Source organism: Collinsella aerofaciens (assembly GCF_040926185.1).
Classification (GTDB): Bacteria; Actinomycetota; Coriobacteriia; order Coriobacteriales; family Coriobacteriaceae; genus Collinsella; species Collinsella aerofaciens_BC.
Map to the genome: position 1 here is coordinate 78,670 of NZ_JBCOIQ010000008.1, position 19,634 is coordinate 98,303.

General features: G+C 61.4%; 14 protein-coding genes. 3 read left to right on the forward strand and 11 right to left on the reverse strand.

The features are described from left to right. Positions 1–197: 197 nt before the first annotated feature. From AB5750_RS05305 to AB5750_RS05350, 10 genes are all read right to left on the reverse strand, one after another. Positions 198–719, reverse strand: a complete 522-nt coding sequence (locus tag AB5750_RS05305; protein ID WP_368145658.1) for a restriction endonuclease subunit S — start codon at positions 717–719, stop codon at positions 198–200. Next, positions 604–1,341, reverse strand: a complete 738-nt coding sequence (locus tag AB5750_RS05310) for a restriction endonuclease subunit S (RefSeq protein ID WP_368145648.1) — start codon at positions 1,339–1,341, stop codon at positions 604–606. The genes AB5750_RS05305 and AB5750_RS05310 overlap by 116 nt, the downstream gene beginning before the upstream one ends. Further along, positions 1,334–3,250 carry an HsdM family class I SAM-dependent methyltransferase gene (locus AB5750_RS05315; RefSeq protein ID WP_368145649.1) on the reverse strand — a complete coding sequence of 639 codons (1,917 nt, stop codon included), beginning with the start codon at positions 3,248–3,250 and terminating at the stop codon, positions 1,334–1,336. The genes AB5750_RS05310 and AB5750_RS05315 overlap by 8 nt, the downstream gene beginning before the upstream one ends. 766 nt (positions 3,251–4,016) lie before the next feature. Beyond that, positions 4,017–5,978 (reverse strand): Stk1 family PASTA domain-containing Ser/Thr kinase, encoded by a 1,962-nt coding sequence (gene pknB / locus AB5750_RS05320; protein WP_349087507.1) that lies wholly within the window; start codon positions 5,976–5,978, stop codon positions 4,017–4,019. Positions 5,979–6,110: 132 nt separating this feature from the next. Then, positions 6,111–8,981 carry an FtsW/RodA/SpoVE family cell cycle protein gene (locus tag AB5750_RS05325; RefSeq protein ID WP_368145650.1) on the reverse strand — a complete coding sequence of 957 codons (2,871 nt, stop codon included), beginning with the start codon at positions 8,979–8,981 and terminating at the stop codon, positions 6,111–6,113. Positions 8,982–8,997: 16 nt separating this feature from the next. Beyond that, positions 8,998–10,932, reverse strand: a complete 1,935-nt coding sequence (locus AB5750_RS05330) for a Stp1/IreP family PP2C-type Ser/Thr phosphatase (RefSeq protein ID WP_368145651.1) — start codon at positions 10,930–10,932, stop codon at positions 8,998–9,000. Further along, positions 10,929–11,345 (reverse strand): FHA domain-containing protein, encoded by a 417-nt coding sequence (locus AB5750_RS05335; protein WP_368145652.1) that lies wholly within the window; start codon positions 11,343–11,345, stop codon positions 10,929–10,931. The genes AB5750_RS05330 and AB5750_RS05335 overlap by 4 nt, the downstream gene beginning before the upstream one ends. 6 nt (positions 11,346–11,351) lie before the next feature. Next, complete coding sequence (locus tag AB5750_RS05340) at positions 11,352–12,365, reverse strand: FhaA domain-containing protein (protein ID WP_368145653.1); 1,014 nt, start codon at positions 12,363–12,365, stop codon at positions 11,352–11,354. After that, complete coding sequence (locus AB5750_RS05345; protein ID WP_368145654.1) at positions 12,362–14,215, reverse strand: serine/threonine-protein kinase; 1,854 nt, start codon at positions 14,213–14,215, stop codon at positions 12,362–12,364. The genes AB5750_RS05340 and AB5750_RS05345 overlap by 4 nt, the downstream gene beginning before the upstream one ends. A gap of 148 nt (positions 14,216–14,363) precedes the next feature. Then, positions 14,364–15,080: a hypothetical protein gene (locus AB5750_RS05350; protein WP_368145655.1), complete on the reverse strand. Its 717-nt coding sequence runs from the start codon at positions 15,078–15,080 to the stop codon at positions 14,364–14,366. Positions 15,081–15,195: 115 nt separating this feature from the next. Between AB5750_RS05350 and dnaX the strand changes: the two genes are divergently transcribed. Next, positions 15,196–17,658 carry a DNA polymerase III subunit gamma/tau gene (gene dnaX, locus AB5750_RS05355; protein ID WP_368145656.1) on the forward strand — a complete coding sequence of 821 codons (2,463 nt, stop codon included), beginning with the start codon at positions 15,196–15,198 and terminating at the stop codon, positions 17,656–17,658. A 21-nt stretch (positions 17,659–17,679) separates the two neighbouring features. Here dnaX and AB5750_RS05360 read toward each other — a convergent pair whose 3' ends face one another. Then, a complete protein-coding gene (locus AB5750_RS05360) occupies positions 17,680–18,153 on the reverse strand; it encodes a hypothetical protein (protein ID WP_368145657.1) in 474 nt (157 codons plus the stop codon). Positions 18,154–18,492: 339 nt separating this feature from the next. Here AB5750_RS05360 and AB5750_RS05365 point away from each other — a divergent pair, with 339 nt between their 5' ends. Then, on the forward strand, positions 18,493–18,813 hold the full coding sequence (locus AB5750_RS05365) for a YbaB/EbfC family nucleoid-associated protein (protein ID WP_006235174.1): 321 nt from the start codon (positions 18,493–18,495) through the stop codon (positions 18,811–18,813). A 13-nt stretch (positions 18,814–18,826) separates the two neighbouring features. Next, a complete protein-coding gene (recR, locus tag AB5750_RS05370; protein ID WP_099432550.1) occupies positions 18,827–19,423 on the forward strand; it encodes a recombination mediator RecR in 597 nt (198 codons plus the stop codon). Positions 19,424–19,634 lie beyond the last annotated feature (211 nt).

The following is a 19,634-nucleotide window of genomic DNA, read 5'->3' on the forward strand; positions in this document are numbered from 1 at the left end:
GAGAGGTGAGCTAGGGGTGAAAGTTCTTTCTATGGTGAAATCATTTCAACTCCATATTTTGTCCTCGGGGCCGGTTCAGCCCTTCCCATAGCCTACGGGCTTATAAGAAGCCCTTCGGTCATGGAAGGCGTTGAAAACCTAGGTTGCCGTTGCTACGAGATGGGCGAGTTTCCAACAGTCCCCGGCGTCTCCGGGTTTCACTCGGGACCCTCCAACACCGAGGACCGTTGAAAACTCGCCATTCTGCCAAAAACTAGCTTCTCTATGTAGTTCATTTGTCTTTTAAGCAGCCGAAGGGTAATCGTTCGCCCGACTGTTTCCATGAAAGCTAAATCGGGCTCACCGTTGTTTGCGGACGGGAGCATAATCGACTGTCTTGCCATCCTTGTGGCGTTGAACTTGTAGAGATAGCCAAACTTGCTCTTTTGTTGTTGGATGGTGACCTTTAGGAACAGATAAATATACTCGTTTCCCTCACTGCTTTTGAGATGAAAGCGTTTGACGTCATCAGAGAAGATGCATTCATACGGGTGATAGAATCCCAGACAAACTCCGTTGCCGTTATAGTTCACGCCGAGGACATTGCTGTCGAGTGACGAGTTGCTATCGGCTGTGAAACCGGCGATACCGTTGCTGTTGTCGAGTGCCCCGATGAATGGACGTCTTCCGGGCTCTCGGTTGCGGGATTCTAGGCGTTTTCCAGAGCGAATGTCGAATATCTGGCTGATTGGGTATGACTTCCAATTTCTCCTGAACAAGGAAGAAGAGTTGAGCTCGAAGTCGATTACTCTCTCTCTCTCTCTCGATATCGGCGATGCGCTTCATTAGGAATTCGCGGCAACGCTGGACTTGAATGGCTTCTCGCTCGCGGATGTAATCCTCCATGAACTGCCAATCGGGATTGCTGGACTCATCGATGGGAAGCATTACTCGTAGCAAATTGAGCCGTTTAAGGCTGATTGACCTTCCGTGTCCGAATAGCGTTCGCTGTTTAGAAATGGATGCTGCCACGAATTGCATGGCATATCTTGAGAGGTCTCCGATTGAGTCTCTTGGCCTTAAGTCCGTTACGTGGGTGTCGAGAGCGAACTCCATTGGTTGGTAGTATGCGAGACCCGCCCCGCCATCGCCGTCATTGTTTAGAGTGATGGCGTGGCTACGATGGAGTCTTTCGTTTGGGATAGAGACAAAAGCCTTTACGCCGTTGTCGCAGTTGCGAGCGGAAATAAGTGGAACGTCTCCGACCTGAAGAGAGGTCATGTTTTTTTCGGTGCCGCGAGCCGGTTGAAATAGGTCCGAGATTTTAAAGGGTGCCCAATCCCTGTTATTCAAATCAAGCATCGGGGCCCTCCTCAAAGAGATAGCTACGACCATGAGAAACCATGTCTAGCTGGAAAGTTAGATAGTCGGCTATGGCCTTCTCGAAATCCTCGTCGGTCGGTATTTCGTCGTTGAAGTAATAGAAGCTGTGAAGCCACTCATCGTTGGCCTTGACAGTTGAGCGAACGCAGAACTTCGAGGGAGCATCTTCGTGACCGTTCCAGACGTCGATGAGGTGCTGTTTCTTGTCCTTTGCGGAGTCTCCTTCGACTAGGCCGACATGCGCACGCACCTCGTAGCCGTCGTCTCTGAAATCGATGAATCGGCACTCTTTATCAGAGTCATGAGGCTCGCCAGCGGTAAATACAGCTATGACGGGATTAGTCCCGACCCCATAGAATGTATCGGTGTTGCACGTAATAACGCCTTCGAGGGTGTGATGCTTGAGGATGGAGACCTTGAACTCCTTCTCGGCTTTGCTCTTTCCTGTCATTGATGATTGCGGAACGATGACTGCCGCTCTCGCACCTATTGTGAGAGAGTCGAGAAGACGTTCCACAAAAGATAGCTCGTATTGGCTTGGATCCGCTTTGGTTCCCTGGCTGTAAGGAGGATTCATCAGCCCGACCGTTGCCCCTTTGAGCTGTATTTGGGCCGGATTTTGCTTGAGGAAATCGCAGCATTCAAGGTTGCTGTTTCCGTCGCGCCTAAGAATCATGTTTGCAGCCGCGACTGCAAACATGTTGCTTTGAAGCTCGATGCCGTGAAGGCGTTTTTTCTTAATGTCTTTGCGTTCCTGTTCGCTGGTTGCAGAAGAAAGCATGCGATGCATGGCGGCGATGAGAAATCCCGCCGTTCCGCATGTTGGATCAAGCACCGTATCCGAAGGCTTGACGTCTACGAGCTCACACATAAGATCGCAGATGTGCTTTGGCGTGAGCACGATGCCGAGCGTTTGGCCGTCCCCGCCGGAATAGCTCATGAACTCGCCATAAAAGCGACCTATGAAGTCTTCTGAAGTCTTCTGGTACTTGATGCTCTTAAAAACGTGCTCGTTAAGGAAGTTGGTGTAGTAGTGCAACGGGGTCATCCCGAGGGTATCGTTGACTTCGTTCAAGCGGAAGCTTGTTTGAATAATGCCGAACTCAGCAAGAAGCTTGTTTTTCTTTACATCTGGCCCGACGTTGGAGCGCGTGAGTCTTCCGCGAATGGCATTCATCAGCTTATCGCCGTCGCGCATGCCCTCGGTCTGGTCGCCGGTAAGGGAGCCGATTGAGAACCCGCCGTATTCGATTTCATCCAGAGCGAGAAGGATGCCAGCCACTACGAGGGCCTTATCTTGGTCCTTGATGGAGCCGTAGGTGCGAAGATATTCGTGGAGCTCTGCCGCATCCTTGAGAATTTGTTCGGTGGTCTTCTCGACGTCGGTTGGTTCGTCAAGAACATACCGTGTGTAGTATTCAACGATGTTGCTCGGTGAGAGCCAAGTGAACGATTCGAGGTCTGGGAGCCTCTTGTAGCCTTCTCGGTCATTCACGAACACGGGAGATATGGTGTGATGCTTGGAGTCCCCTGAAACCCCAACGGCGAAGACCTCAGTGAAAGGGCTCTTCTTTGCGATGTGCGAGGCGTAGTGATAGGCACCGTTGACGGCGTAATCGGTAACGGCCTCGGTGCTCATGTCGAGGATGCCAGAATCTGTTAGCTTTTCATGTCGGCTTTGGCTCGCCTTATCTTCGATGACAAGAACAAAGCGGCCAATTTTCGAAACGTATTCAGGATAGCCAGCGTTTCCCGTTCCGCGCTTGGATGCGTCCTTGAGGGCGTTGTCGATTTCTTTGATGCTGCTCCCCTGTGATGTGAACTCAATATCACACTCGGTGAGCCTGTCGGCAACCCAAAGGTCGAGTGCGGCTTCTTTCCTGGCCATGTGAAATCCTTCGATAACGAGCTGATGCGAATTTAATCGTGACAAAGATATTCAACAGTTTAACCTCAGGCTATAGATTAAAGAAAAACTACTTTCGACCAGGTTCTTCGAACGGCAGCGATTCGGATTTGCTGCGTAGCAATCGGCCTCACGGCCGATGGGTCCCGTTTATGGGCGGCCCCTGCGACGCGCGGCATCGCTCTCGTTGCGGCTCTCTGTAACGATCCCATGGGTCGCATTTCGTCTAGCTCCGCTCACGCCACCCTTTCCGTCGTCCGCATCATCAGGGCTGCATCGGTTAGAATCGTGTGTGCGACGCATCCCGTGCGCGGGCGGCCGAAGACTTGATCGGAGGTCCCCAATTGCTGAAATTCCTTAACGCGCTCGCCGCCCTTGCGACGGTCGGCACGTTCATCATTGCGTTTCTTGATTCGTATGAGGTTCGGTTTAAGGTCCGTAGGCGCACGCGCGGTGCGGACGGTTCTCGGCGTTTGCGCCGCAAGCGCAAATAAAAACGGCCGGGGTTGCAGCCCGGCCGTTTAACACGTTAGAAAACTAGGCCGCCCGCGCTCCTTAACACTTACGCGGGATGCGTCGTTTTCTAGAAACATTCTACCCGTCCGGCTGCGAGTCCGTCCACATTTTCCAAATCAAATCATCAGATGTCTACTGAGACACGCAAAGCGCCCGCTTGCTGGGGGAGCAAGCGGGCGCCTGTGAGCGAATATGTTTGCGGCGAAAGCCGCGATGAGCGGTGGGGTGGCGACTAGTTGGTCGTACCGGAATCGTCGCCCGTGCTCGTGCCCGAGCCCGAGCCCGAACCAGAAAGTGCGACCGTCAGCGTAATCGTGCTGTCGGTGGACTGCTTTCCAGTGGGGGAGACGCCCGTAACGGTGGCATCCTCGTTACCGCTTACGGGATTGCCGTTCTGGTCACAGAAGCCAATGTTATAGAAACCGGCGTTGTTGAGCGCGGTAACGGCGGCGGAAATGCTCTTGCCGTACAGGTTGCCCGGGACGGTGGCCTTGCCGGACTTCTTGGCGATGACGACGGTAATCGTGGCGCCGGGCTTCTGCTTGCCGCTGGGGTTCCAGCTGATCACGGTGCCCTCGGTAACCGAGTCGTTCTCCTGGTAGCTCACGTCGACACCAAAGCCTGCCATATCGAGGGCGTTGCGCGCCTGGGCCTCGGTCATGTCGGTCAGGTCGGGGACGGACGTGGTATCCGGGCCGCTCGAGACCTTGTACGAGATGGTCGTGCCCTTCGCGACTTCCTTACCGGCTTCGGTGCCCTGCTCAAAGACCTGGCCCTCATCAGCCTCGTTGGCCTCCTCGGAGGCGTTGCCCTTCAGGCCAACGCTTGCCAGTGCGGCTTCTGCTTGGTCCTTGGTCAGGCCGACAAGTTTGGGAACCTCAACCTTTTCGGAGGGCTTGGGGCCCTTGGAGATTACCAGGTTCACCTTGGTGCCCTTGGTCTTCTTGGTGTTGCCGTTGGGCGTCTGCTCGGCGACCTTGCCCTCGTCGACATCGTCGTTGTAGCTTTGGTCGATGGTGCCGACCTCGAGGCCGGCTTCCTTGATCAGCTCGACGGCAGTCTGCTGGTCCTTGCCCAGCACATCGGGCACGGTGACCTGCTCGCCGCCAAAGAGTCCTGTGGCAAAGGCCACCACGATGCCGATGACGGCAACGGCTGCCACCACGGCGGCGATGATCTTGTTCTTGTTGGATTTGGGCTTTTCGACCTCGTAGGAGCCGGTGGAGCCCGAAACCGAGCTGCGGGCGGTATTTTGGCCGCTCACGCCCGAGACGGGACGCACCATGGCGCGCGTCTGATCGGAAAGCTCGCGAGTCTTGGTGGCGCCCAGCTCACCGGGGGCACCGATGATGCGCGTGGGCTCCGAGACGTTGACGGCACGGCCCGACAGGTAGCTGTTGAGCACCTGGCGCAGCTCGTCGGCGGTCTGGAAGCGGTTTGCCGGGTCCTTCTCCATGCACTTGAGGATGATGCGCTCAAGGTCGGCGTCGACACCGGAGTTGATCTGGCTCGGCGGAATAGGCAGCTCGTTGACCTGCTTGAGTGCGACCGAGATAGCGTCGTCACCGTCAAAGGGAACGCGGCCAGTGGCGCACTCGTACATCACGACGCCCAGCGAGTAGATATCCGAGGTGGGGCCGAGGTCCTGACCACGGGTCTGCTCGGGGCTGACGTAGTGGGCGGTTCCCAGCACGTTGTTGTCTTGCGTGAGGTGGCTGTTCTTGGCGCGCGCGATGCCAAAGTCCATCACCTTGATGTTGCCGTCGGGCAGCACCATGATGTTCTGCGGCTTAATGTCGCGGTGGATGATCTCGTGCTTGTGGGCGACCGAAAGCGCGGAGCTGATCTGCGAGCCGATCTGCGCGACCTTCTTGGGGTCGAGGGCGCCGTGGCTCTTGATGCCGCTCTTAAGGTCGGTACCGCGCAGGTACTCCATGACGATGTAATAGGTGTCGCCGTCCTTGCCCCAATCGTAGACGCCCACGATATAGGGGGAGGAGAGGCCGGCTGCTGCCTGGGCCTCCTGCTTAAAGCGTGCGGCGAAGGTCGCGTCGCCAGCATACTGCGGCAGCATGATCTTGACGGCTACCGTGCGGTCGAGAACCTGGTCCTGTGCACGGTAGACGGTCGCCATGCCGCCTGTTCCCACCTTATCCTTGAGGAGGTATCTTCCCCCGAGGACCCTCTGTTCCATTCCTGCTCCTAACATAACTATTCGCTCAACGATGTGTGTAGTACCTACGATGTGGCCGCTGGGGCCGTGTGACGCGTTGCCGCTAACCCTTAGGCCGCGGCGCGCCTCGGGTGTCCGATTCGATCATGGGCATCACGCTCCCTGTGCGGCAAGCGCTGCGGTCAGGACGATACCGGCGATCTTAGCGGCCTCGACGTCATGCTTGTCGAAATCCTCCAAGGCCACCGAGATAGCGACCGTGGGTGAATCGTAAGGTGCAAAGCCAACGAACATCGAGTTGACGTTGGTGCCGCCGGTCTCGGCCGAGCCGGTCTTGCCGGCGACCTTGACGCCGGGGATCTGGGCATCGGTGCCGGTGCCGGACTGGACGACGGCAAGCATGGCCTGCTTGACCTGGTCGGCCGTGGCGGAGCTGACGGCCTGACCAAGCGAGCGGGACTGCGTGGTCTTGACCACGGTTCCGTCCGGGGCGAGTACCTGGGCTACAAAGTACGGGTCCATGACCACGCCGCTGTTAGCGATGGCGGCGGCAATCACGGCGTTTTGCATGACGGTGGTCTGCGGGCCGGGCGTGTGGTCCATGCCGACAGGCTGGCCGGCGCCGGCCCAGGCGGTCTCCCACTCGGTCATGAGCGACGGGTCGGCCATGATGGAGGCCGCGGAGGTCAGGTCTTGGCCGAGCTTTTGGCCGTAGCCAAAGGCGTTGGCAAACTGCACGAGCGTGTTTGCGCCAACTTCGTTTGCCACCTGGCCGAAGACGACGTTGGAGGACACGGCAAAGGCCTGCTGCAGGCTGATGGTGCCGTAGCTCTCGTTGGCAGAGTTGGTGACCGGTGCGTTGCCGATGTCCATGGAGCCGGGCGCCTGGTAGGTGCTGGTCAGGCTGGCGGTGCCGGTTTCGAGTGCCGCGGAAAGCGTAACGACTTTAAACGTGGAGCCCGGCGTGTACAGCGCGTCCATGGCGCGATTGTACATGGAGCCGTCCTCGCCGCCGCCCGTCTGCAGCAGGGCATCGATGTTGGTGTTGTCGTAGGTGGGCGAGCTGGCACATGCGAGTACCGCGCCGGTACGCGGGTCGATGACCACTACAGCGCCCTTAAAGCCCTTGAGTGCCTGCTCGGCCGCCGTCTGGATGCGCGAGTCGATGGTGAGCTTGGCGGTGTTGCCCGGCTGGGTCTGGCCCGCGAGCGACGCGATGGCGTTGTTCCAGCTGGAGTAGTCCTTAGAACCGGTGAGTGTGTCGTTCATGACGCTCTCGATGGCGGTGGTGCCATACTGCTGGCTCACGTAGCCAACCACGTGCGCTGCCAGGTTACCGTTGGGGTAGGAGCGTACGTAGGTGCCGTCCTCCTGCTGCAGCGACTCGGCCAGCGTCACGCCGTCGGACGTGATGATGGAGCCGCGCTGGATGTACTTGGAGCGGGCGATGGTGTGGTTGTTGGTCGGCATGTCCTGATAGTCCTTGGCCTTGATGACCTGGACATAGGTGAGGTTGCCGATAAGGATGGCGAACAGCGCCGTAAAGGCGAGCACCGCGCGGGTTAGACGGTTGGCGAGCGCCACGCGGCCGAGCACACCGGATTCAGGTGTGTCGAGCAGGCGACGGCGCATGCGCGAGCCGACGGAATGGCTGCCGCTGCCGTAGGAAGACGAGGTGGCAAAGCGCGTGCCCGTCGGGGCGGCGGCAGATGCGACCTGATCATCGGTGATGGCGGCCATGGTGCCGGTGCCGGTAAGCTCGGCCTCGCGTCCGGTCGCCTCGTCACCGGCGCGCAGCAGGAGCGCGACGATGATAAAGCTCGCCAGCAGAGAGGAGCCGCCCTGGCTCATAAAGGGCAGGGTGACGCCGGTCAGCGGGATCAGGCGGGTTACGCCGCCAACGATCAAGAAGGCCTGGAAGCTGATGGCGGCCGTAAGGCCCGTGGCGCTAAAGGCAGCGAGGTCGGATTTAGCGCGGGCAGCCGTGGTCAGGCCGCGAACGGCAAAGAGCATAAAAAGGATGAGCACGGCGCCGCCGCCCAAAAGGCCCATCTCTTCGCCGATAGCCGAGAAGATAAAGTCGGACTCGACGACAGGGATGTTGTTGGCCATGCCGTTGCCGATGCCAACACCGACCAGGCCGCCATCGGCAAGCGAGAAGAGCGACTGGACGATCTGGTAGCCCTGGCCCTGGGCGTCCTTAAACGGATCGACCCAAACCTGGAAACGCACCTGAACGTGAGACAGGAACTTGTAGGCGCCCACGGCTCCAACGGCTAAGAGTGCAAGGCCGATAACGACATACGAAAAGCGTCCCGTGGCAACGTAGAGCATTAGCAAGAAGATGGTGTAGAACAGCACGGCCGAACCCAGGTCGCGTTCGAAGACGACGACGAGCAGGCACACACCCCACACGGCAAACAGCGGCAGCAGCAGTCGCAGGCGAGGGATCTTAAAGCCCAGGATCTTGCGGTTGGAGATGGAGAGCAGCTCGCGGTTCTCGGCCAGGTACCCGGCCAGGAACAGCACGATAAAGACTTTGGCGAACTCGCCGGGCTGGATGGTAAAGCCTGCGATGCGAATCCACAGCTTGGAGCCCGAGATCGTGGTGCCGATAAAGATAGGCAGCATCAGCAGAATGATGCCGATAATGCCAAAGGTGTACTTGTAGCGCATGACCACGTCGAGGTTCTTAACCAACGCGAGCGTTCCCACCATCAGGGCCACCGAGACAAACAGGATGATGAGCTGTGAGATGGCGAGAGCGGGGGCGAGACGCGTCACAAACGTGATGCCGATGCCCGAAAGCACAAAGACAATGGGCAGGATGGCGGGGTCGGCACCGGGTGCCAAGATGCGCACGGCAATGTGGGCCGCGGCAAAGGCGGCAAAGAGGCCGATCGGTACGGCGAGCGTCTCAAAGGAGATGGCAGCGCCCACGGTGAGGACGTACATCGCATACAGCAGGATGACGGGGAACGCCGAGGCGATGAGCAAGAGCAGCTCGGTGTTGCGGCGACTCATAAGCGGCACTCCCTTTCTAATTCTTATCGGAGGCTTCGGCCTCGGCGGACTGTTCGGCGGTTTTCTCGGAATCTGATTCGGAGGTCGATCCCTGATTGGTGTTGTCGCGAATCGTTTGCGCGTCGATCACCTGGCGGGTCTGCTCCTCGTCGATCTGGTGGCGGTACTTGGATATCGTGTCCTGCGCATCGTCGACACTTGTTTGCGGAATGCCCGCCTTGAGGCGGTTTTGCGTGTCTTCGGGCAGGTCGGACAGCTTGATGCTGGTTTCGCTTTCGAGCCAGTGGAGCTTGAGTCCGAGCGGCTTGCCGGGCAGGCCGCGCCAGACGGCGACATTGCCCTGGTAGGTACCAAGGTAGTACGAGCCGGTGACACCCGTGTAGGCCCAGATGCCAGCTGCCAGCACAAAGACGAGGGCCAGGATGGCGGCGATAGTAACGTTGCGGCGACGCACGCGTTGCGCCTCGCGCATGACGCCATCGTCAACCAGGTCAACGACTACTACGGTCACGTTGTCGTGGCCGCCGGCGGCAAGCGCCGCGTCCACTAGGTTGTCGACGCAGATTTGCGCGGTTGAGGATTGCGTGGCGATGTTCTCGATATCGCTATCGGGAATCATGCTCGAAAGGCCGTCAGAGCACAGGATCAGGCGGTCGCCTTCCTCGATATGCAGAGTGAAGTGGTCGGCATACATGGCGGGGTCCGAGCCCAGCGCACGGGTGATGACCGAACGGTTGGGGTGGACGCGAGCCTCGTCTGCCGTGATCTCGCCGGCGTCCACGAGCTCCTCCACGTAGGAGTGGTCGCGGGTCACGCGGATGAGCGTGCCCTCGTGGAGCAGATAGGCGCGAGAGTCGCCCACGTGGGCGATGGCGAGCGTGTCGTTTTCGATATAGGCGCAGGTGGCTGTGCAGCCCATGCCGGGCTTGCCCAGGCCGTTCAGGGCCGCCTCGATTACGGCGGCGTTGGCTGCCTCGACGGCTGCGGCCAGGCGCGCTGCGTCGGCGGACTGTGGGGCCGTCTTGGCAATAGTCTCGACGGCGATGGAAGAGGCTACCTCGCCGGCAGCGTGACCACCCATGCCGTCGCATACGCAAAAGAGCGGCGACTGCACCAGGTAGGAATCCTCATTGTGCGGGCGCACGCAGCCAACGTCGGAGCGGGCGCCCCACATGAGTTGCGTGGTGGTGCCGGCATCATAGGTCGAGTCGGTCTCGATGCGCTCCTCGGTCAGGGGCTCAAAGCTCATGGTCGAGCCGGGGTCTTTGAGCTTGGCCTCAACGGCGGCAACGTCGATTTCAGCTGTGTCACCGGGAGAGACGGTGTCGGTCACGGCGTTTGATTCGGAATCGCCGGTGTCCGGGGAGTCGGGCTCCTCGGAAACGCGGGCGGTCGACTCGTCGTCTTGCGGGCTGACGTCTATAGACTCGGGCGTCGCAAAGTGCGACGGCGCGGGCGTGTTTTTCGACTGGGCGGCGGGCTCGGCCACGGCATCGGACTCGCTTGCGGGCGCAGGCTGCGGGGTCTTGGGTGCAGGGCCGTCCTCGGGGGATGGCCCTGCCTCGGGCGCCGGCGTAGACGCGGGCGCAACCTCGGATGCCGGGGCTATGGGAAACGCCGGCGCGGCGGGCTCGGGTGCCGCAAACACCGCAGCGCTCTCGTTGATTGCCGCGGCGACGGGCTCTGCAAAGTGAGCCGGCGCCGGGGTTGCTTCGGGCGCTGTGGGCTGTTCCGCAGCATGTGCGCCGATGGGCGCCGCTACGGCATCCTCTTCGTCCTCGTTATCGGCGAGATCCGAAATATCATGCGTTACATGCGAAAGAGGCAGGGAGAACACGGTGTCCTCGGGCTCCACGGGCGCGGAGTCCGCCGGAGCGGCGTGGGCCGGTGCAGCCGCGGCGGCAGCCGGTGCCTCGGTCATGGTTGCGGACTTGTTCTCCTCGTCGATCATCGACGGTTCACCTTCATGACCACATCGCCAATCTGAACCTCGTCGCCCTCGCGCAGCGTCGCGGGCTCCACGAGCTGGCGGCCGTTGACGAGCGTGCCGTTAAGCGAGTTGAGGTCCTCGATGATGAGTGCAGGGCCCTGCAGCGAAAAGCGTGCGTGCGAGGCCGAGACAAACGGTTCGTTGACGCAGATGTCCGAAGACGGCGAGCGGCCGACGATGACGGGGCCGAGCATATCCACGTGGATGCCGCGGATGCCGCGCGGACCCTTGTCCACATCGATCGTCCAGATAGCCGAGTCGCGGCGCTGGCCGCGCACGAGGCCCACGCCGGTCTTCATGACGGCGAACAGGAAGATATAGAGCAGGGCGACCAGGACGATGCGGCCTGCAAAAAGGACGATATCGATGTTCATAAGCGACTATCCCCTAAATTCAAAGGTGCTCAGGCCAAACGTCAGCAGATCGCCGTTGCGCAGCGGGCAGCGCGTGATGCGGCGGTTGTTGACGAGCGTGCCGTTGGTGGAATTGAGGTCCTCGATCGACCAGTCCGAGCCGGTAAAGGTGAGCTGGGCGTGACGGCGCGACACGTTGGGGTCGCGCAGGGCGATATCGGAAACCGAGCGCTCGCGGCCGATGGTCACCTGCGCGGAGGTGATGCTGTGGCTCTCGCCGCTCACGACGTCGACGAGCTGGGCGAGCGGGCGCTGCGGGGCGCGGGTGCTCGCCATGTTGGAGGCGATACCGGCCGCGGCGCCAAGGCCAACGGCGGCACCGGTCGCGGCGGCTCCGCCCATGCCGGCAAGCGCGTCGCGCGAGACGGTCTGCGGCACCGGAATAGGAGCGGCGGCGGGGTCGGGGACGCTGGGCGCAAAGGGGTCGGCCGCGGCGAGCGGGTCGGGAGCGGCGGCGCGAGGCATCGGCTGCTGCTGGGGCATGGCTGCGGGGCGTTGCTGCTGCGGGGCGGCAAACTGCTGCTGGCCGGCGCGTGGGGCGCTGACGGCACGGCTTGCGGCGGAGTTGTTCTGGCCCAGGCCGTTTTGATAGGCGCGCTCTTCTTCGTACAGGCGGCCGAGCGTGGGGGCATCGACATTCTCGGCGAAGACCGAGAACTTGCCGGCGCGCAGCTGCGGGTCGATCATAAAGCGAACGAGGGGCTCGCCGACAAAGACGTAGCGGCGCTTTTCGGCCTGCGCCTTCACGAACTCGCGGACTTCGCGCGAAAGCTCGGGGTAGAACGGGGCGAGCATGGGATCGTCATCGGCGGCGATAAGGATGGTATAGAGTGCCGGCGCCGTGTTGACGCCGTTGATCACCAGAGTCTGATCCTCCATGTCGCGAGCGGCCTGCTTGGCAAGCTTCTTAAAGGAGAACGGGGCACGGGTGGCACCGAAGATGCCGGCCACGTGGTCCTCGAAGATGTTCAGGAAGTTCACGAAAGATCACTCTCCGTATAGGTTCTTTGGTATCCGAGCAAATATAGGCATATCCCAACGATTATAGAGGATAGGGTTCCCGCAACCGCCGCCTTGGCGACGACCGCGGCTGCAAGGCTGGCAATTTCCATATGGTGTGCAAGACAGGACGCCGTTGCGCAGCCGATGCCGGTGACAGCGATGGCGGCGATTGCGACAAGGTTTGAGCCCTGATCGGCACGCTTGGCATGGGCATTGAGCAGCGCAGATGACGCTGCGGCAGTTGCCGCGACCAGCACAAAGGCAGCCCAAAGGAGCGGGTCTCCCAGCGCTGCAGCAACGTTACCGAGCCCCAGCACGCCTCCGGCTGAAAGCGCGACCGTGGCCAGACGGGCAAAAAGCGCGCCCGCGCCCGTTGCCGCGGCGGCGCTTGCCGGGCCGAGCCAAAATGACGCGACGCCGGCGGCGACCCCAGCTGCCAGGAAGGTATTGCCGGTCAGACAGCCAAGCGCGAGTGCACAGGTGAGCGCGGCGCTCGCGGCAGCCTCGGTGCGACCCCAGGCAATCCACCAACCGGACATGGCGGCGGCAAAGATCACCGCGACGGGCAACATCGACAGGATGCCCTGCGCCTGCATGGTGGCGTTGGCCATGAGCACCAAAAAGCCCACAGCCGAGATGGCCGAGCCAATCTGGGGGGCCAGGCCAGCCGCCGCTCCGATCGCGATGGCCGCAATGACCAGGCCGGGAAGCGCCGCGACCCCGGCCGTTTGCATCAGCAAAAAGCTATAGGTGCCGCACGTTAGCGCCGAGATAGTGCGCATGGTGTAGTCGCGCGCATGGCTCCAGCGCGTGCCCGCCCAGCCGAGTGCGGGGTCGACCTCGATGGCATCGTCCTCGTAGTGCGACGGCTCGATATCGTCGAGCTCCTGCTCGTCATCCGAAAGCTCGCCAACCATTTGCTCCAGGCTGCGACGGCCTTCGCGCACGCTGCCCAGACCGGCAAGGAGCTGGTCGCAAAATGCCTCGATGCTGTTGGGGCGGTCCTGCGGCATGGGGGAGAGCGCGCTCATGAGCGCGGCCTCGGCTCCCGGGGGAAAGTGTGGTATCAGCTCGCTGGGATAGGTGGCGCCGCCGATGATGCGGTCGAGCGAGTCGGCGGGCGTGGCCGCCATAAAGGGAGCGCTGCCGCACAAGCCCTCATAGATAACGCAGGCGAGGGCAAAGACATCGGCGCGCTCGTCGACCGTGCCGGTCTCGATATCGAGCTGCTCGGGCGGCATGTAGCCGATGGTGCCGCCGCGCGAGCCGCCAAAGCCGCCGGCAGACGACAGCCGCGCCATGCCAAAGTCGGTGAGCTTTACATTGCCCGAATGGTCGATAAGCACATTGGCGGGCTTTATGTCCAGATGAAGCACGCCGTTTGCATGGGCAAAGGTGAGTGCCTGACCCAGCGCGTCGGCAATGGCCGCGGCCTCGTCAAAGGTAAGGGAGTGGCCGTCTACGCGATGCAAAAACTCGGCCAGCGACATGCCATCGACATATTCCATGACCAGGTAGGCATAGGCTGTGTCGTGCGTAAAGTCGATGACCTGCACGATATTGGGATGTTGAAGCATGGCGGCAGTGTGCGCCTCGCGCAGGACATCCATGATGTCGCTGGCGGGCATGCCAGCACCGTTGATGAGGGGGATGCGTTTAATGGCGACGCGGCGGCGCAGGTGCGTGTCGCGGCAGATTTCGATGGAGCCAAAACCGCCGGTCGCAAGTGTCTCGAGCGGCTGGTACCGCTTGAGCAGCTCGCGAGAGCTGGTGCCCTCCAAAGGAACGTCCGGCGAGAACCGGGCGGTATGTTGCGAGAAAAGCGGCATGGCCAACCCTCGTGCGTTTAAAGTTCGTTTGCGAGCGGCGGGCGCGGGGCCGAGCCGTTCGCGGTGGCATAGATGCTGCTAGTGTAGCACGCGCAGATGGGCGACATTCAATTTAAGCTCCGTCTGGGGTCTGGACCCTGCGTCCGGCCTAGCGCTTCTTCTTGTTCTTCTTCTGCTTGCGCTGCTTGCCCTTGGCCTCCTGGGGCTTGTCGCCCTGCTTGGCCTCGGCGGCGGCCTTCTCGGCCTTCATTTTCTTCTTCTTGGTCTCGATACGGAGTTTTTTGTTGATGCGGGCCTTGAGGAAGGGACCGAACTGCTCGGCATCGCCACGGACGAAGGTGTCCTTGGGGATCGTCACGCCCTGGTCGGCGAACATGGCCACAAAGATGCGCTCGCCGTCGAGTACGTGGTCGAGCTTCTCAAACGGGAAGAACTGCGACTTGCCGCTCTTACCCCATACCATCAGACCGTCCTCGTTGGCGGCGACGCGGCGATAGCGGCCACCCATGGACTCGTCGGCCTCAACGGCGTCGATAAAGTCGCGGGCGAGGGTGTGGTGAAGGTTCTTGCTCCACCAGGCCAAAAAGGCGCCGAATACGATCAGGACGACGCCAAACTTGATCCAGTTGTCGCCGGCCACCAGCATGCCGATACCGATGAGCGCGGCAATCGCGGCGGTGACGTACAGGGAGCCGCGACGCCTGGGCGAGGCGACCAGGCGGGCGAAGTCGGTGACCAGGTCGTTTTCGTACTGGTACTCGTTGAGGTACAGGATGCCGTCGTCGGCTGCGGCCTGCTCCTCGAGCGCGACCTCGACCTGGTCGGCTGCTTCGGAGGGAACGAGGTTGCTCTCTGCGTCTGCCATGCTCTTTGGACTCCTATCGCGGCGGGCTCGCCGTACGGGTATTATGGAATACAGTATGCCGTGCGACCGCATGGCCGCCGCGGCAACAAGACTCAGTATACCCGGGGGAGCACCCATGGAATCGTTGTACCGAAAGTATCGCCCGCTCACCTTCGACTCCGTGGTGGGCCAGCAGCATATCGTCTCGACGCTCGAGCACGCCATCACCGAGGGGCGCCTGTCCCACGCCTACCTGTTCTGCGGACCGCGCGGCACGGGCAAGACCACCATGGCGCGCATTCTGGCCAAGGCGCTGCTGTGCCGCAATGCCGAGGCGGCGCGCGCCGAGGGTGCGAGCGGCTGCATGCCCGACGGTACTTGCGAGGAGTGCGAGCTCATTGCCGAGGGTAACCACCCAGACGTTTACGAGCTCGATGCCGCCTCCCGCACGGGCGTGGACAATGTGCGCGAGGAAATCATCAACTCCGTCAACTTTGCCCCGGTGCGCGGCAAGTACAAGATTTATATCATCGACGAGGTCCACATGCTCACAACGGCGGCGTTTAACGCGCTGCTCAAGACTCTCGAGGAGCCGCCGGCACACGTGATCTTTGTGCTGTGCACCACCGACCCGCAAAAGATTCTGGAGACCATCCTCTCGCGCTGCCAGCGCTTCGATTTCCACCGCATCGGCAACGAGGATATCGAGCATCGCCTGTCTTACGTGTGTGAGCAGGAGGGCTTCGATTACGACGACGAGGCGCTGGCCATTGTGGCGCGCCATGCCAAGGGCGGCATGCGCGACGCGTTGTCCACGCTGGAGCAGCTGAGCGTTTTTGGCAACGGCGCCGTGCATGCGGACGATGCCCGCTCGCTTTTGGGCGAGGTTTCGGACCAGATCCTGGGCGAGTTTGCCCGCGCCATTGCCGATCGCGATGTTGCCGAACTCTATGGACTGATTCGTGCGCAGGTCGAGGAGGGCAATGACCTGCTTGAGCTGACGCGCGACCTGGTGGCGCATGTGCGTGACGTGTATGTTGCCTGCGTTGCCGGTGCCCGTGCCGAGCTGTTTGAGGGCGGCTCGGAGCAGGCCGAGGCGCTTGCTGCCGAGGCCGCTGCCTTTGGCGAGCATCCTGCTGACCGCCTGGCCCGTGTGCTGACAGTACTCGACGATGCCGCGCTGGAGATGAGGGGCGCGAGCGACGTGCGCCTGGTGCTCGAGATTGCCTGTACGCGTCTGGCACGTCCCGAGGCTGATTTAACGATTGAGGCATTGGCCGAGCGCGTGGCACGCCTGGAGGCCATGGTCGCCAACGGCGCCGTGCCGGCGAGTGTGGCTGCTGCTCAGGCTGCCGCGCCTGCCGCATCCGTATCCGCTGCTGCCCAACAGCCGACGCTCATTTCGGGCGCCCGTGCTGCTACGTCCGCGCATCAGGGTGGCATGCCTTGGGACCGCGGCGCTGCTGTTCCGGCTGCCCAGCCTGCTCCCCGTTCTGCGGCCGTGTCAGCTTCCGAGTCTGCAGCGCCTGCACCTCAGCCTGCGCCGGCTCCGGCGCCTCGGCCCGTTGCGGCCCCCGCGTCTGCCACCGCTCCGGCACCTAAGCCCCAGTCCAACAATGGCGCCCAGGTTGCCGCCGCCGGTGCTGCCAAGACACCCGCGGTCGAGGATGCCGGCGAGCTCCAGCGCAAATGGGCCGAGGTCGTCGAGCGCGTCAAGGCGCGTCAGGCTTCCTACGCAGGGCTTTTGCTCAACGCCCGCGCCACGGCCGACGACGGCTCCAAGCTCACGGTCTCGTTCCCCGCGGGTTCGACTTTTGCCATTAAGATGCTCGGTCGCGCCGATACGCAGTCGGTGGTCCTGCCGACGGTCTGCGCGGTCTTCGGTCGTCGTACCGTCGACTATGTCCTGGATGGGGGTGGCACGCCGGCTCCTCAACATGAGGAGCATTCTCCATCTGCACGGGCTGCGGTATCTGCGGACCCGCAACCCGTGTCCTCGGTGCCCCCTGCATCCTCGAGCGCCAGCGCGACGCAGCCAAAAGCGGCGCCGGTAGCGGCACCGACCCCGTCGGCGCCTGAACCCGCTGCGCCCAAACCGGCTGCTCCGATCCCCGCGCCCAAGTCCGCTGCCGCGCCTGCGCCCAAGTCATCCGACCTGGCCAAGGCCCCTTGGCTGCGCTCCGACAACCCTGCCGGTGCTCCTGCCACGGGCAAGCTCCCGACCGAGCCCGCGCCCCGAGCGCCCGAGTGCGCGTCCGTCCCCATGGCTCAGCCGCCTGCGCAGGCTGCGCCATGGGAATCCGAGCAGGTGCCCTACGACGATGCTATGGTCGGTGGTTTTGCTGCCGATGCCGGCGGGGACGATCTGCCCCCGTTCGACGTGCCGGGTGCGGCGTCCGCGACCAAGGCCGCTGCTGTGGCACCCGCAGCCTCTGCAAACGACGACGTCCCCGCCGCTCCCTGGGAATCCAATCCCGGTGCTGGCAGCCCCTTCGGCCATCAGGGCGCAGCCCCGAGCATCCCGCAGACCGAGGACGAGGCCAAGGCCCTCATCCGCAGCGTCTTTGGCCAGGCCACCATCTTCAAGCCGGTGGAGTAGCTGCGCAGGCGGGTATACTGCTCAAGAAGAGGACCCCTTGTCCGGGCGCATCTGTATTTCGGACATGTGTAGTGTGGTGCCGCGTATGTCGCATTTGAGCAGACAGGTGCGTGACGGTCGGCCTAGGATGCTGAGGTCGATACGATACGTCGCATGGCTGTCCGTGTACTCGACTTGCTCGGCGTTAATGGTTGCTCCGATTGCCAAATAAACGCCTAGCTCGGCATCGACAATCTTGAAGTCCTTTATCTTGACCTTGAACTCTTGATAGAGGGACGGGCTGTTGTAGTAGACGGTTCGGGTTCCGTCGGTGCACTCATCGGTCGTCTCCCATTTGACGACGGGCTGGTCCGAGCTGGCTATCAGCAGTTCTGCTCCAAAAGCTATGGCATGGGTGATGACAACCAGCAATGCCCAGCCGACAAAGAGATAGAGAACCACATATGCAACGGGGTGTTTTGAGCGGATGATTTGGAGCGCGTTGGGGGCATTCATGGGGCACCTCCAAATTACTATCTATGGCAATCAAATTATACCCTGCCGCCATGTGCGCCGCCTCGAGCAGCGGTTCGGCATTTAGCTATTTAGTGGTACGCATTAAATGTCGGATTCCGGCTCTACGAGATTTAGCTTTCAATATTATGCAGATGCGAATTATTCAACTTTGCATAATCTTGGGGGCGCATCACGCTCCAGGACATGTATATCGACTGAGGTAACACGTCCGCCCCGCTTTCTCGCCGCGCGCCGTGGTACGATTTTTGAGTTTGAAAGTCCTGCCGTGCTCCGGCTGCCCTTGCAGCTCGGCGTGCGGCCGCACGTAAAGGAGCCATCATGGCCGGTATGAACATGCAGCAGATGATGAAGCAGGCTCGCAAGATGCAGGAGCAGCTTGCCGCCGCGCAGGAGAACCTCAAGTCCCAGACCGTCGACGCCTCTGCCGGCGGCGGCATGGTCAAGGTGACCGTTAACGGCGAGATGGAGCTCGTCAACCTCACCATCGATCCCGATGCCCTCGATCCCGAGGACGTCGATATGCTGCAGGACATGATCATGGCTGCCGTCAACGAGGCCGTCCGCGGCGTCAACGAGCTCGCCAACAAGCAGATGGGCGCCATCACCGGCGGCCTCAACATCCCGGGCATGCCGTTCTAAGACACGCATATATATGAGTGCGAATCACAGTCTGCAAAAACTGCTCGATGAGCTGGGTCGTCTGCCGGGTATTGGTCCCAAGTCGGCCCAGCGCATCGCCTATTACCTGCTCGAGGCCGATGCCGAGGAGGCCCGCCGCCTGGCCGAGGCCATCCTGGAGGTTAAGCAGGAGGTCCACTTTTGCAGCCGTTGCTTTAACTACGCCACGGCCGACGAGTGCTCCATCTGTCAGGATTCGATGCGCGACACAACTCGTATTTGCGTGGTGGGCGAGCCGCGCGACGTCCAGGCAATCGAGCGCACGGGCAGCTACCATGGCCTGTACCATGTGCTGGGCGGCGTGATCAGCCCCATGGACAAGATAGGTCCCGAGCAGTTGCACATCCGCGAGCTGCTGGCGCGTCTGGGCCACGAGGACATCCACGAGGTCATCATCGCCACCAACCCCAATATTGAGGGCGAGACCACGGCGAGCTATCTGGCCCGCACTATCAAGCCGCTGGGCGTCGAGGTATCGCGTCTGGCGAGCGGCCTGCCCGTGGGCGGCGACCTGGAGTATGCCGACGAGCTTACGCTTGGCCGCGCCATCGAGGCCCGTCGCGCGATTTAGGTGGCGAGCCTGCCCCTGCCGTATGTTCTCCTCGCGACGCACGGGGTAGCCATAATTTCCCCGTGCGACTGTGAGTTTGTTGTGCAACAAAGATGCTTCGTATCCGCTTATCGCATGGATGCTTCCGGTCGCATTGTTAGCGTCGGATTATTTTAGCCAAATATAGTCGGCCGAGATTGACCAATCCCGGCCGACCCATTTTAGCCAACAC

Bases quoted from the DNA above. Each gene is read 5' to 3' on its own strand.
- AB5750_RS05310 (WP_368145648.1), bottom strand. From the start codon at position 1,341: ATGCTTGATTTGAATAACAGGGATTGGGCACCCTTTAAAATCTCGGAC.
- AB5750_RS05315 (WP_368145649.1), bottom strand. From the start codon at position 3,250: ATGGCCAGGAAAGAAGCCGCACTCGACCTTTGGGTTGCCGACAGGCTC.
- pknB (WP_349087507.1), bottom strand. From the start codon at position 5,978: ATGGAACAGAGGGTCCTCGGGGGAAGATACCTCCTCAAGGATAAGGTG.
- AB5750_RS05325 (WP_368145650.1), bottom strand. From the start codon at position 8,981: ATGAGTCGCCGCAACACCGAGCTGCTCTTGCTCATCGCCTCGGCGTTC.
- AB5750_RS05330 (WP_368145651.1), bottom strand. From the start codon at position 10,932: ATGATCGACGAGGAGAACAAGTCCGCAACCATGACCGAGGCACCGGCT.
- AB5750_RS05335 (WP_368145652.1), bottom strand. From the start codon at position 11,345: ATGAACATCGATATCGTCCTTTTTGCAGGCCGCATCGTCCTGGTCGCC.
- AB5750_RS05345 (WP_368145654.1), bottom strand. From the start codon at position 14,215: ATGCCGCTTTTCTCGCAACATACCGCCCGGTTCTCGCCGGACGTTCCT.
- AB5750_RS05350 (WP_368145655.1), bottom strand. From the start codon at position 15,080: ATGGCAGACGCAGAGAGCAACCTCGTTCCCTCCGAAGCAGCCGACCAG.
- dnaX (WP_368145656.1), top strand. From the start codon at position 15,196: ATGGAATCGTTGTACCGAAAGTATCGCCCGCTCACCTTCGACTCCGTG.
- AB5750_RS05360 (WP_368145657.1), bottom strand. From the start codon at position 18,153: ATGAATGCCCCCAACGCGCTCCAAATCATCCGCTCAAAACACCCCGTT.
- AB5750_RS05365 (WP_006235174.1), top strand. From the start codon at position 18,493: ATGGCCGGTATGAACATGCAGCAGATGATGAAGCAGGCTCGCAAGATG.
- recR (WP_099432550.1), top strand. From the start codon at position 18,827: ATGAGTGCGAATCACAGTCTGCAAAAACTGCTCGATGAGCTGGGTCGT.